Origin of the sequence: Nostoc cycadae WK-1, from assembly GCF_002897135.1 — a bacterium.
Classification (GTDB): domain Bacteria; phylum Cyanobacteriota; class Cyanobacteriia; order Cyanobacteriales; family Nostocaceae; genus Nostoc_B.
The window spans coordinates 324999-338512 of record NZ_DF978427.1; the positions used below are offsets into that span (position 1 = coordinate 324999).

The 13514-nt window shown below is 37.5% G+C and carries 13 protein-coding genes, 2 tRNA genes and 1 pseudogene; 7 read left to right on the top strand and 9 right to left on the bottom strand.

Annotated elements, in window-relative coordinates:
• Positions 1–1332 precede the first annotated feature (1332 nt).
• Positions 1333–1629 (top strand): hypothetical protein, encoded by a 297-nt coding sequence (locus NCWK1_RS12555; protein ID WP_103124948.1) that lies wholly within the window; start codon positions 1333–1335, stop codon positions 1627–1629.
• Positions 1630–1801: 172 nt separating this feature from the next.
• Here the strand turns inward: NCWK1_RS12555 and NCWK1_RS12560 are convergent, their stop codons facing one another.
• The gene (locus tag NCWK1_RS12560) at positions 1802–2068 is read right to left on the bottom strand and encodes a hypothetical protein (RefSeq protein ID WP_103124949.1); all 267 of its coding nucleotides are present in this window, start codon (positions 2066–2068) and stop codon (positions 1802–1804) included.
• A gap of 646 nt (positions 2069–2714) precedes the next feature.
• Here NCWK1_RS12560 and NCWK1_RS12565 point away from each other — a divergent pair.
• Positions 2715–3362: a sigma-70 family RNA polymerase sigma factor gene (locus NCWK1_RS12565; protein ID WP_103124950.1), complete on the top strand. Its 648-nt coding sequence runs from the start codon at positions 2715–2717 to the stop codon at positions 3360–3362.
• A gap of 148 nt (positions 3363–3510) precedes the next feature.
• A complete protein-coding gene (locus NCWK1_RS12570; protein ID WP_103124951.1) occupies positions 3511–4215 on the top strand; it encodes a hypothetical protein in 705 nt (234 codons plus the stop codon).
• 365 nt (positions 4216–4580) lie between these two features.
• Here the strand turns inward: NCWK1_RS12570 and NCWK1_RS12575 are convergent.
• From NCWK1_RS12575 to murA, 6 genes and pseudogenes are all read right to left on the bottom strand, one after another.
• Positions 4581–4664 (bottom strand) — tRNA-Leu (locus tag NCWK1_RS12575).
• A gap of 38 nt (positions 4665–4702) precedes the next feature.
• Entirely contained in the window at positions 4703–5809 is a 1107-nt protein-coding gene (locus NCWK1_RS12580; RefSeq protein WP_103124952.1) for an alpha-hydroxy acid oxidase, read from the bottom strand.
• A 97-nt stretch (positions 5810–5906) separates the two neighbouring features.
• A pseudogene (locus NCWK1_RS29555) lies at positions 5907–6803 on the bottom strand (RpnC/YadD family protein).
• A 73-nt stretch (positions 6804–6876) separates the two neighbouring features.
• Positions 6877–7752, bottom strand: a complete 876-nt coding sequence (locus NCWK1_RS12595; protein WP_096578372.1) for a M48 family metallopeptidase — start codon at positions 7750–7752, stop codon at positions 6877–6879.
• A 45-nt stretch (positions 7753–7797) separates the two neighbouring features.
• Positions 7798–8904 carry an O-fucosyltransferase family protein gene (locus NCWK1_RS12600; RefSeq protein WP_146033982.1) on the bottom strand — a complete coding sequence of 369 codons (1107 nt, stop codon included), beginning with the start codon at positions 8902–8904 and terminating at the stop codon, positions 7798–7800.
• Positions 8905–9049: 145 nt separating this feature from the next.
• The gene (gene murA, locus NCWK1_RS12605; protein WP_103124954.1) at positions 9050–10423 is read right to left on the bottom strand and encodes a UDP-N-acetylglucosamine 1-carboxyvinyltransferase; all 1374 of its coding nucleotides are present in this window, start codon (positions 10421–10423) and stop codon (positions 9050–9052) included.
• Positions 10424–10770: 347 nt separating this feature from the next.
• Between murA and NCWK1_RS12610 the strand changes: the two genes are divergently transcribed.
• Positions 10771–10852, top strand: a tRNA-Leu gene (locus NCWK1_RS12610).
• 84 nt (positions 10853–10936) lie between these two features.
• Positions 10937–11719 (top strand): TrmH family RNA methyltransferase, encoded by a 783-nt coding sequence (locus tag NCWK1_RS12615; RefSeq protein ID WP_103124955.1) that lies wholly within the window; start codon positions 10937–10939, stop codon positions 11717–11719.
• A gap of 7 nt (positions 11720–11726) precedes the next feature.
• On the opposite strand, the gene NCWK1_RS12620 is transcribed toward NCWK1_RS12615, so the two are convergent.
• Positions 11727–11960, bottom strand: coding sequence for a hypothetical protein (locus NCWK1_RS12620; RefSeq protein WP_245894890.1), 234 nt, complete (start codon positions 11958–11960; stop codon positions 11727–11729).
• Between the two features lie 249 nt (positions 11961–12209).
• On the opposite strand from NCWK1_RS12620, the gene NCWK1_RS12625 reads away from it, so the two are divergent.
• On the top strand, positions 12210–12617 hold the full coding sequence (locus NCWK1_RS12625; protein WP_222838783.1) for a type II toxin-antitoxin system Phd/YefM family antitoxin: 408 nt from the start codon (positions 12210–12212) through the stop codon (positions 12615–12617).
• Positions 12617–13009, top strand: coding sequence for a type II toxin-antitoxin system VapC family toxin (locus tag NCWK1_RS12630; protein WP_103124956.1), 393 nt, complete (start codon positions 12617–12619; stop codon positions 13007–13009). Before NCWK1_RS12625 ends, NCWK1_RS12630 begins: the two co-directional genes overlap by 1 nt.
• A gap of 376 nt (positions 13010–13385) precedes the next feature.
• Here the strand turns inward: NCWK1_RS12630 and NCWK1_RS30500 are convergent.
• On the bottom strand, positions 13386–13514 hold a 129-nt coding region (locus NCWK1_RS30500; protein ID WP_146033983.1), incomplete at its 5' end, for a tetratricopeptide repeat protein.

Here is a 13514-nt window from a genome sequence, read left to right on the forward strand (position 1 = left end):
CGTTATTTTCGATATCGATAATTTGCAATAGCATATTGTGTAATTAAGAGCATCAGGATCAAGGTTAAAGTGGCACTTTTTCGTTGTGAAAAGGTACGCACATCTTTTCCCGTCACAGATCACATTAAGGTAAATATCCAAGTCAAGTATTTGCTAATAGCCAAAATTCCTTATCTATTTATGAGCTTAATAGTGAACTGTTCCTATTTCCTTTAACGTATACTCGATGCAAAATATTCCAAAATTAGATTTTTGTCCAAGTTAAAATCAGATCAGCGAGCCTATCATTTGTCTTTAATTAACTTTCAGTATTTATTGACAGAGCGATCTCTTACCGTACCCATATCCTAAATTCCCATTTTCTCGTAATTGAGTAAGTAATAAAATACACCAATTCTTGAGATGCTTGTTCGAGAGTAAAAGCTACACTAAATACTTACAGCTTCAGTAGAAAACTTTTATACGCAAATACATAAATTAATTTATTAAATTTAAAAACCGGACTTCTCACTTGAAAAAATCCGGCTTAATATCAAAAAATTTATCAGCCATTTTTGTCGCTACAGTTGCAATAATTATCAAGAACTAATAAATCATTCAATTATATATTGACCTTGAACTGGTTATAGCATAAATATTATTATCATGAGAATTGAATGAACCTACACCTCCACCGTCATATCTCATACTTTTGTCAAAAGCATGAATATACGTCCTATCACTAGAGTTCATTATTTCAAACCCATAGGGATAACTACCTCCCCATATAGTTTCTGCTTGCTCTATAGTTAAATTGTGGATAAATGTTTCTATAGAATAGGGATATAAGGCGGAAACTACAATTTTTTTCATAATGTAACTTGTTATGAACTAAGTAGAACTGATTTTTTAGTTTGTTGTATTACTAACCTGTTTTCTTTGAATATTATATGTAAATTATTATATTGTCACCAGGGATTTCGTAATATTTATAAGACATAAATCCTTTTTTGTCTGGTCAATTAATGTCAATAAAAGTAATCGGAATGTTAAATGTAATAATATTGCTGTTGAACGCCATATATAGTACAGGTTGCTTTAAGTATAATGTCAAAACAAGAGATATTCTTGATAAATCATTTTAGATAAATGATGGTAAATTTTAGAAAGTAAAACAAAAGCCAACTAATAGCTACTGCCAAAGGTTAATATTTATTTATTGCTTTAGGATAATTTAATTTTTATATAATATTATTATAAATAAAAATAAGAATTTGAGATACTTTTAGTTGCCATCAATTACACAATTAGATTTGTACAAAGCTATACATATTAAGATAAAGGAGTAAGATAATGGCTGAAATAATAGATTTAGGATTTGATCATAATAATGCAGAGTTACTTATACAAGAAATAACTCCAATCCAGGCAGAAACTTTATTGGGAGGCTATTGCCAGCCTAATGAAGATTCTCCTTATGCTTATATAATTAACATTACTAAGAATCCGAGTAAGCCCCAAACTAAATCTCAAAGCACAGATAGCTTTGAATATAGTGGTAAAAAAATTAACAGTATAGATAATTCTAGAAAAATTTACATAAATGGGGTTCCTATCAAAGGACAAAGAAATACTATCATTGTATACTGATAAATTTTAGTAGGCTGAAAACAGTTGCGATCGCCGAAAGTAGACCAAATCAATATTACAAATTTTAGTAAATATATAACCCGGATTTTTTACTTTTCAGAAATCCGGGTTACTCTTAAATAATTTATCAACAACTTTTGGTAATACAGTTGCAAAAATATAAGTTCAATAACTAATAAATAAATCTATTGTATATTGACCTTGAACTAGTTGTTGTATGAATATTATTATCATGATAATTGACTGAACCTGCACCTCCACCATCAAATCTAACACTATTATCAACAGCATTGATATACAGTCTATCCGTATTGTTCATAATGCGAAACCCATAGGGATAAAGACCTCCCAATATAGTTTCTGTTTGCTCTGTAATTAGATTGTCGATAAATGCTTCTATGGAATTGGAATGTAAGGTAAAAATTCTAGTTTTAGCCATGATCTTAGTTCCTGCAAAATAAATAGGGTTGATTTTTAATTTATTACGTTTATGAACAGTTTCCCCAGAATATTATATGTAAAATACCATGCTAAAAACAGTATTTTCAGATATTTGTAGGACATAAATTATTTTTTGTCTTGTACACAAAGATTAATAGTAGTCATTCCAATATCAAGTTGAAGATAAAAGCGGCTATCACTTTTAATAAAAAAAAATGTTGAAATCCTTTAGACTAAATAATTTAAATATTGTCTTATAGATACTTCGTATAGCTTTGAAAAAGCATTGCTAAACAAGGAATAGCTTGCTGATAATCAAATTTTCAAGATTGTCTATTCTAATTATTATTTATTTTTATCTTTTTTTTCTGTCTTGTTCAAAATAATAAGAACAATAATACACATATTATTGTCTATTTTACTTGTTTCTTGAGTACATTAATTTATTGATTTTGCCTAATATTTGTTTTAGAAATGTAAGTAAATGTTCTCAAAATCCACTTGAGTATTTCCATAAAACACAACTAATTACACGTGAAAGCATAGTAGCTAACATAGAGTAAATAAATTTTTCAATCATATAGTTAGTGTGTTTTAAAGTGTAAAAGCATTTGAGCTAGAAAATTAATTTTGCTTAATAACTTATGCTATTAGAACAGGAATTACTGTCTTCTTATGAAGAAACTCTGATTAGATTGGACTACCGTCAGAGATTAGAAAAGATTGCCCGTAAATACACTAGGGGAACAGGTTTATCTTGGGAAGATGCTTCTCAAATCGCTTATTTAAAAGTGTTTGTGGCTTTTCAAGCAGGAAAGTTTCGGCAAGGGACTGTAGAACAGTTTTATTACTGGGCTGTTGCTGTAGCTAGATGTGTAATTATTGATTTTGTTCGTAAAGAAAGTTTAAGGAAATGCCAGAGTTTGGACGATAATATCCCAGGAACGGATATGTCTCTATTAGACACAATTTCTGATGAATTTAGCACCTTGGATGCTATAGAACGTGCAGATTTAATTATGAAAACACTAGAGTCTATTTACCAACTTGATAAATACTATCCCCACCGAAATTATCTAAAATTATGGCAAGCAAAAGTTGATAGTAAAACACAAACTCAAATTGCTACTGAATTAAGAATTAGCCAGGGTGAAGTTTCCAAGCGATGGCAAGAACTCTTAGGGCGTATTGCTGAGTCGTTAGGATTAGTAGAAATTAAAGATATAAAGAAGAAACTACAAAAAACTCGCCAGCAAAAGACAGCAGATATTCGCTCAACAAAGCAGTGGTAAGCCAGAAAAATTTCACTTTAAAGCTTGCTTATCAAAATTATAATAAATCATCAGTAGTGAAAAATTTCAATCTTACCTAATACATGGATTGGAGACAATCCTATGTTGAATTTTGCTCATGAATCACCTTGTATCAAAATAAAAGTATATGCCTATAAGTTTTGAAAAAATTATCTTCCTGAATAAGCAAATGTATAATATCTTAAAGCCAAAAGCTGGAGAAATTTGGAAAGTTAATTATTTAATACAAAGTCCTCTAAATTTTGCAAGTGAAGAGCAATATAGTTTATATTCTTCCTTAGCAAGAAGTTTTTTGATAGGCAACTCACCACCACGTTATGTAATGATTGTCAAAGAACCTGAATTATCGGAAGACGTAGATGAGCAATGGTTGATTGTTTATGTGATGTTGTTATCAGTAGAAATAGATTTTATTAGTAATATAGATTTGCTGATTCCTGCCAAAATATCAGGATTAGATCAAGATTTATTAGCAGAAACTTGGCATATTATCCCTGCGCTGGCTTGTAACTTACTACAGCCAGTTGGTAAACGAATCTCCCATCATATTTATGATTATTTGCTAACAGTTAGTGACTATTATCAGGGGTTAATTTCTCAATTGCCAATAATAGAGGAAATTCAGCAATTAGGATGCAAACATGAGAAATTACGCTCTGCAAACAATCCAATAATTCAAGAATTTCATCAAGCAGAACAAGCCTGGAGTGATGTATTAACAGTGCCAGTGGCAGCTTACTATACTTATTTGAAAAGTATAAAATTTACAAATGCAATATTAAATGAAGCATTACAATTAGAACAAGACTTGCAATCTGACATTGGCGATTAAAAAAGCGATATTTCAATCGTTTCAAGCAATTTCGTCAGATTGCCACAGAACCAGTTTTCATCACAACGCGTCACTTTCCATTGTTTCCATATTTGTGCAACTTGATGACCACGTTACAGGTCTGACTAATTTTTTACAGTGATTTTTTATTTGTCGCTGTGCCAAATTAATGTCATTGAGGGTGTAAAGCTTGTACTTAAAGAGAGTTAAGCCCAGTATCAGCACCAGAGACTGACAAGCTATATCAACACAAACATCTGTAAGCCTAAAGTATGTAAGGCTTAACTCGATGACACAAATTTGCCTCAACGCCATTTAATTACTCATTGTATCAATGGACAACAAGCTTGAAAAACTATTAACAATGGGCAGGAGGAGAATCGAACTCCTATGACCGCAAGGTCGCCACATTTTGAGTGTGGTGCGTCTACCAGTTTCGCCACCCGCCCTTGGGTGCAACTTTCCTAAAATAACATATCTTTTGAAGTTATTGCAAGTAATTTCCAGTCACTAAACTAGAGTCAATATCTTTTATAGATGTACAACCACTCAGAGCCATTGCCACGCTTAACTCATTTTCTAACAGCGAGATGATATGCGATACACCAACTTGCCCAGCGACAGCTAATCCCCACAGTACAGGGCGGCCAATGAGGACAGCTTTTGCACCAATAGCCAAGGCTTTGAGGATATCTGTACCGCGACGGATACCACCATCTACCAGTACTTCGGCTTGATTATCAACAGATGCAACTATCTCAGCTAGTGCATCGAATGACGCGATCGCTCCATCGAGTTGTCTGCCACCATGATTAGAAACTACAATTGCTTTAGCTCCATACTCCACAGCACGCACAGCATCATCACCGCGTAAAATACCTTTGAGTACCAAAGGTAATGGCGATAATGACTGTAACCATTCCAAGTCACGCCAAGTTACAGCAGGGTTTAATTGCTGGGCAAAATAGGTAAATAATCCAGATTCTCCCGATTCTTGGGGAATATTCAACCCTGAGATATTTACAATATTTGCCAAATGTAGCCCTGATGGTAAGGTAAATTCGTTACGCAAATCGCGTTCTCGTCTTCCTAAAATCGGCGCATCCACTGTCAAACAAAGAGCTTGATAACCAGCAGCATAAGCCCGTTCAACTAAATTCCGCGTCAAGCCTCGGTCTTTATGGATATAAAGTTGGAACCATTGCAAGGCATTATGTTTGTAACCTACCGCAGCAACTTCTTCCAAACTCTTAGTTGCCATTGTACTCAACACCATACCTACACCTGCGGTAGCGGCTGCTAAAGACGTAGCAAGTTCTCCCTGTGGATGGGCTAGACATTGGAAAGCCATTGGTGCAATTAATAGGGGTAGTTGTACAGGCTGTCCTAAAATAGAACTGGTTAAGTTGCGATCGCTCACATCAACCAACATCCGAGGGCGCAATTTCACCTGTTCAAAAGCCGTCCGATTCTCTCGTAATGTAATTTCATCCCAAGCGCCACTGCTGTAATAATCAAAAGCCATCTGTGAGAGATGCTGTTTGGCTAACTGTTCGTATTCCCAGAGGTTAATTGGCTGAGAGACATCTGTCATAAAGGCGTTTTTGCTTGAAAAATTACTTTTTTGAGTCTGCTCAAGTTAGCATACCAAAAAGCTTTTTCTTAATTACCTAAAATTTTTTACACATCTTCTACATAAATCTATCTAACAATTCTTCGCGCGATAATTGCAGTAATAAAGGCGTAAATTCGTCTGGTGAGAATGCCAATATAGGTTCTATAATCCCTGTTAATTGAGTATCTAAAGAACCAAACCGGAATCGCAATAAATTCTCTATCAGCTTACGGCGTTCTGCTTGAATACCTTCTTGAAGCCCTTCTTGTTTAGCTTCGGCTAATTTTTGTTCATAAATAGGTGATAAGCGCATAATTAAATCCCTATCCTCTTGGTCTATATTTTGATTTACTTCCAAGGTCGTCTTCAAACTCAATAATAAATCAATGGCTTTAGCACGTAAGGGATTTTCTGGTGACAGTGCTTCTAGTTCATCTATGGCTTGTTGCTGGACTCTGCCTTTACCTCAAATTCTCAGCCATAGTGTTTCTTCAATACGTGGTAGTTGATGAATGGCAACAATCGCTATTCTTAAATAATTCCCAAGAAAATGTACACCTACTTCCCAGTTTTCTAGGTCTTCGCTGGTTCTAAAACCCTCTAATATGGACTCAGAAGCCGTAGGTGATAAAATCCACAATCGAGGTAATTCTGATTCGGCGACTCGATTGTTATCAACTTTAGCCTGAAGCTTGATTTCGGGAAATATATCAAATAACTTGTTCATACAACTGCGAATTTCCGCAATTGTAGCGGCATTTCTAAAAGGTTCAATTAATGCAGGTGCAGATGCAATTTTTCCTAATAAACCTAATTATATTTTATCAGTGGTTGCTGGAGATGTCGGTGCGAAATAAACATCAATCTCACGGATTTCCGCAGAAACTTTGCGGCTAGTTTCTACTTTTCCCAATGGTTGTAATAGTTCTTGAAGATAATCTTTGGCAAATTGGTCGTAGGGAAACCTGGTCATTAAAAGATTTTAGGACTATACCCATATCTTACATGAGGGCGATCGCCTACGACTTACCGCAGATTATCTCGGTTTACCAGTTACGCCAACCGCCTTTTGCTGGTACTTCACCAGAATTTTTCAAACCGTGACTTTGCAGTAAAGTTTGATATTCTTGACTACTAGCCCAACGGTCAATTTCTCTGGCACGCAGGACTGGGACGGGATGACTTAATTGGGCTGTGCGGGCTGCTTTCACCATTTCACCCAATTCTGTTTTACTAATATCATCGTAAGCACGAGCTTGCTCAACAAAGGCATCAAGGTTGAGTTGGGGTGCGAGTGTGGGTGAACCGCCTGCAAGTTTCATGAGTACAGACATGACCACTTTAGGGTTTTGAGTGGCTAACAAAGCAGCGCGATCGCAGGTAAACTCAGCACAGCGTACCCATTCTAAAAGTTGTGTTTGGATGGCTTGCGCCAGCAAATTCCCCACATTTGGCACAATTGCCGCCGCTAAAATTAATAAATTTACAGGCGTTAAATAGACACTGTGGTCACATTTAAGATGCCCTAATTCATGGGCAATTACCGCTTGAATTTCTTCTGGGGTAAGAATATCTATCAAAGAAGTATGCAGTACCACAAACGGCTGCTTACCGCGCATTGCAAAAGTGTAGGCGTTAGGTGCTGGATGTTGCCGCACATATAATTGTGGTGGCTCAATATCTAAAGTTTTACAAGCTTCTAGTAATAATTTATGTAAATCAGGCAGTTGATTTTCACTAACTAAAATACTAGAGGCAATATTTTCTACATAAAAAACTTGCTCCGCCATTGGCCCCAGCCAATTTCGCACCATCAAATCAATACCTGGTATCTGTTTGAGAGTTTTGGTAGATTCCAGGTCTAAGGGATGACGAAAGGAGTCAGCTTTTAAACCAATCAGCGGGGTTTTAATAAATGACATGATGTAGCAAGTTAAAAAAATGAGGTGTTGCAGAATAACTTATTGTCATTCTATCAAACTAGAAATTTGTTCAGGCACTGCTAAATTTTTTTGGAGTTGCTGAATAAATTCCTCTTGGGAAAAATCCCCTACATTGTTAGTTATTAACCAATTTTTCAGGGGACTATGCCAAAATTTATGGTAAAGAATCACTCCTTTTACATTCAAAATAGCTGATAAATAGCTAAATGAAGAGTGGCTCATTACAAGTACGTTTGCTGATGACATTCTTTGAAGCGTTTCTATGGGATCAGCATTAACAAACTTTTCTAAATTAGGTATGACATCAAATTCTGCCAACTGAGTTGATTTATAATCAACAACCACATCACTTTTTAACATACTATGTTGATTTGCTGTCACCGTAAAAGATTGTGTAGGCAATTCAGTATGTAATTCAAACACATAATCAAGTTTCAGTTGATCCAAAATCGCGCTGATTTTTTGAGCTACGGAAATATAATATTCATTTGACAGCATCCTGTGAGAAGCAACAAACAATAAATCTCCTCTTCTCACATGGATGGCAATACGAATCACTGATGATTTCTGCAAAGGGAAAGGGGATACATCCTTGACACATTGTAAAGTTTCTGGATAGGTATCTGTGATTTTATAGGGAAGTAAGACTTTAGCCAAAATGAACTTTTTGCTTTTTAGTGCCTTTCTTCTCAGTTTTTCAAAAGTCAATAAATCTAGATTTTTAATATATTCAGTAGTATAATCGACTGGCAATTCTCTATCAGAGGATATTTTAAATATTTGATTATATTCATCAACAATATCTTGATTTGTAGTATTTTGCTCAAGAGCAACCAAACCTTGATAGTTTAATTTAGTTAAGGGTGAATGAATGTATGGCACCTGAAGCAATCGGGAAGCCGCATAAATACTATATATTCTTTGAATTTGCGCTCCAGCACCATCAGTGAATTTATCATTTGCATAAGTTAATCCTAGCAAATTACTGTGAGGTGAAATCCCCATAACTTGCCAATAAAACCTCACTGCATTATTAACTAATTGAGTTATTTTAAATTTTATTAGTTTAATTAAGTCACGCATTAAATTAGGTGCAAATGATTCCGTCATCATTTTGATGGGCTTAAGCATTTTTTCTTACCTTTTTTAAAGTGACTGAATAAAAAAAACAACTTTAGACAGTCTAATTAAAGCTAAGTTGTATATTTTTGCAAGTAAATAAGCAAACACTCCTCATTATAACGATTAAGTAGGGTGGGCAATGCCCACCTAACTACTAAGTCGAAATTGTTACTGGCGGGTTACTGCCATTAGATGTTAATTCTGGTGTAGGGATTTCCTGTACACGCTTGATTTTAGCGCCCAGTTGCAGCAATTTGAGATCGAGGCGATCGTAGCCGCGATCGAGGTGATGCAATCCTTGAAAGGTAGTTAAACCTTCCGCTGCTAATCCAGCTAAGACGAGGGCTGCTGATGCACGCAAGTCTGTGCCTAATACAGGCGCACCTGATAACATCGGGACTCCCCGGACAAAGGCCGCATTGCCTTTAACGCGAATATCTGCTCCCAAGCGATTTAACTCGGAAGCATGGCGCAAGCGATTTTCAAACACAGATTCGTTAATGATGCTGTCACCTTCAGCTAAAGTGAGCAACGCCATAAACGGTGCTTGCATATCTGTGGGGAAACCGGGATGGGGCAAGGTTTCAATATATGTCGCCTTGAGGGTTTCCGCAGGTAGCAGTCGCAAGCAATCTGGGCCTTCCTCAATGATGGGTACGCCGATTTCTCGGAGTTTGGCAATCACGGGAATTAAATGGTCGGGTACGACTGGGGATAGTAAGATTTCGGAACGCGTAATCGCACCTGCTACCAAAAAAGTTCCGGTTTCAATGCGATCGGGGATAATGCTGTAGTCAACAGAATGCAATTGAGGCACACCCACAATTGTAATTATGCTAGTACCAGCACCATGAATTTTGGCTCCCATTGCGTTACAGAAATTCGCCAAATCAGCAACTTCTGGCTCACGGGCAGCATTTTCGATGATGGTTTCACCATCAGCCAGGGTAGCAGCCATCATCAACGTTTCCGTTGCTCCCACACTGGGAGTGTCGAGGTAAATTTTGGCTCCTTTTAATCTGCCGCCACCGGGAACATAAGCATTACAAATGCCATGTTCAATTTGTACTTCGGCTCCCATTGCTTGCAGTCCCCGGACGTGCAAATCAACTGGTCTAGCGCCAATAGCACAGCCCCCAGGTAAAGGCATTTGCGCTACTCCTAGCCTTGCTAGTATGGAACCAATGGCAAAAAAGCTGGCGCGTAGTTGAGTAACGAGTTCGTACGGAGCTTTAGATGTAGTAATGTTGCTGGCATTAATATCTAAGATGTCATCTTGGTGTGAGACGCGTACACCCAAGGCTGATAAAACTTGTCCCATTTTTTCCACATCCGCCAACAAGGGAACATTGCGGATGTGACAATCTCCAGAACAGAGCAATGCTCCAGCCATGATTACCAGTGCTGAATTTTTTGCTCCGCTAATTTTTACATGACCATGCAAAGGATGCCCACCCCAAATTTGCAAGACTGAGGAGTCTGCTTGAGGTGCAAGCTTGGCATCTGGTAAGCTGGTAGAAGGATTGATAAGCCTACCTCCAAAAATAATACGTAGTTTTCAAGGGTTGAAGTTGGTTTTGATTCTACAGTAAAGATTTAATTTGTCTACATCTTGTATTAATCAATATATTTTTTAGCTAGTGAATTGAGGGCTGAAATAACCATAGTTTAGTCTAAGGTGAATTGGGAAATTACGCTCATTAGCGATCGCCATACTCCCTAGATACTGTACTTTGGTTTGGGCAAAATCTAACCACCCATCATAGTTCCCAATCTTCGCTCTGGAATATCTATGACACAGAATATTTGGCTATTACTTGACAAAAATAAACATTTGAGTAATAATAATAAACTGTCGATATAAAATCGATGCCAGCGGAACTGGCGGAATTGGCAGACGCGCTAGATTCAGGTTCTAGTGCCGCAAGGCTTCCGGGTTCAAGTCCCGGGTTCCGCATTGAAAGTTAAAGAGTAAAAGTTAAAAGGCAAAAGAAAGAAACTTTTACTTTTTACTTTTTATTTTTTACTTTTGCCTTTAATTGTGTTAACTAGTTTACAAAATTCTCTCGTTAAGCAAATTCGCAAGCTGCACTCTACTAAAGAGCGTCACAAGCAAGAATTATTTTTGCTGGAAGGGACGCATTTGTTGGAGGAAGCTTGTGCGGTAAATTATTCCTTAGAAACGGTGTGTTGTACACCAGATTGGCAAGCCAGTCATACCGCATTGTGGGAAAAGGTTTGTAGTCGTTGCGATCGCGCCGAAATTGTCAGTGAGGAAGTTTTAGGAGCGATCGCCACTACAATACAACCAGATGGAGTAGTCGCCACAGCCAGACGTAGCGAATCGATCAATCAAGTCCCCTTTGATGGCATTGTTTTAGCCTTAGAAACCATCCAAGACCCTGGAAATTTAGGTACGATTATTCGCACAGCAGCTGCGGCTGGTGCATCAGGATTATGGCTGAGTGACGATAGTGTAGATTTAGATAACCCCAAAGTGTTGCGTGCTAGTGCTGGACAATGGTTTCGCTTAAATATGGCAGTGACTGAAGATTTATCAACCACAGTTCAGCAAAGTCAGCAGGCGGGAATGCAAGTCATCGCTACCTTGCCGACAGCAAAATTAACTTATTGGGAAATTGATTGGCGCAAACCCAGTTTAATTTTATTGGGGAACGAAGGCGCAGGTTTATCGGCAGACTTGGCAAAGATGGCAGATAAACAAGTGAATATTCCCCTGAGTCCGGGAGTAGAGTCCTTGAATGTGGCGATCGCAGCTGCTTTAATGTTGTATGAAGCTCGGCGACAAATAACAGCTGGCTAGACAAGCATCACTTTGTCTTTTCTTGCAAATATTGTTCAATATCAGCAACGGCATCCTCAAAAGCCGCTAAATCAATATCGCCCAACTCATCCACTAATTCGGCATCAGTTATTTCCTCAGCCTGAGTTGCTTCATTCTCAGCCAGATTTTCGTCGTGTAAGATACCTTCCAATTGATTGAGAGATTGTTCAAACTCTTGATTAGCGGCGCGGCGCTGTTGATGATCATTTTGCTCCATCATACTGACTGAAAAATATTGATTTACTAACTTTAGTTTTAAATTGCAGTTCCTACAAATTTCTATTTTGCATATATACAAGCTTGATGGCTATCTGCTGTATCAACTTTACACATTTAGCACTTAAGTATAAATCTGCAACATCAAGGCAGGCGATCGCATTCCTCGATAAACTGCAAACATTCCAGAATTGGATTGACAAACTCCACATCTACTTATTAGCATCTAATTAAGTGCTAATTCAATGTTTATATGCTGATAAATCTATCAAAAGATATACATTCTCTCACCGAGTTTAAGCGTAATACTACTGAGTTTTTACAACGTATTAAACAAACAAAACATCCCTTAGTTCTGACTGTCAACGGAAAAGCAGAGTTGGTTGTTCAAGATGCGGAATCTTATCAAGAACTTTTGGATACTGCTGAATTAGTAGCAACCTTAAAGGAAATTAAACTTGCTTTGGAACAAATGCAGCCAGAACAAGGAGAAAAAGCAGAAAATTTTTTCCATGAACTGGAACAAGAAATCCGCGAATTGTTACCAAAACGCTATAGAAAACGTGATGAAGTGCTGGGGCGTATTCGTCAACGAGTCGAGGCTTTACCAATAGAAACAGAAAGCCGTGTACAGACTTGGAAATCAGCAGGACAACCCTGATGGTGATTGATACGATGGTATTTGCCTATGCACTCTTACGCGTAGAGGACAGGTATGAACAGGCAATAGCTGCTTTAGAAACTGTAGATCAAATTGTAGTGCCAGATTCGTTGTTTGCCGAGTTGGGAAATGTAATTTGGCAGTGGATACAATTTAGGCAACTGCCATTGCAACTAGGTTTAGATACGCTACAAGATGCTGAGGCACTAGTTGATGTAATGATTCCTAGTTCTCAGATTCGAGATGCCGCTTTAAGGCTGGCAGTTGCGGCAAGTCATTCATTCTACGATACGTTATTCGTGGCAACAGCAATTCAATCTGATACTCAAGTGTTAACTTATGATCAAAAACTAGCGGCTAAGTTTGGCGATCGCATTATATTGCTGGAATAGATGACAAAACAGTTTACAGAGGATGTTTTCAACGATAGCGCTCGCGTTCAGAACCCCACTATTCCACCTCAGAACACGAAACTTTAAGTAAAAAGCTCAAGCGATCGCGTTCAGAACCCCACTATTCCACCTCAGAACACGAAACTTTAAGTAAAAAGAGTGGGCGATCGCACTCACAACGTCATCATTTCACTTCAGAACACGAAACTTTTAGTTTGAAACGAGAACGCTCTCACTTGAAACAGAAACATTCTCACTTACAACGAGAACGCTCTCACTTGAAACAAGAATGTTCTCACTTACAACAGGAACGTTCTTATTTGAAACAAGAATATTCTTGCTTAGAACGTGAAAAGCCGAGATTAGGCGATCGCTGTTATGATTCTGAGGACAGGCGATCGCGCAAATATGCTAAATTTTTACGTACACTCAAAGTATTTGGATGATCTACCCCTAAGCGTCGCTCACAAATATCTAAAGCTTGAATGTACAAGGGTTCGGCTTC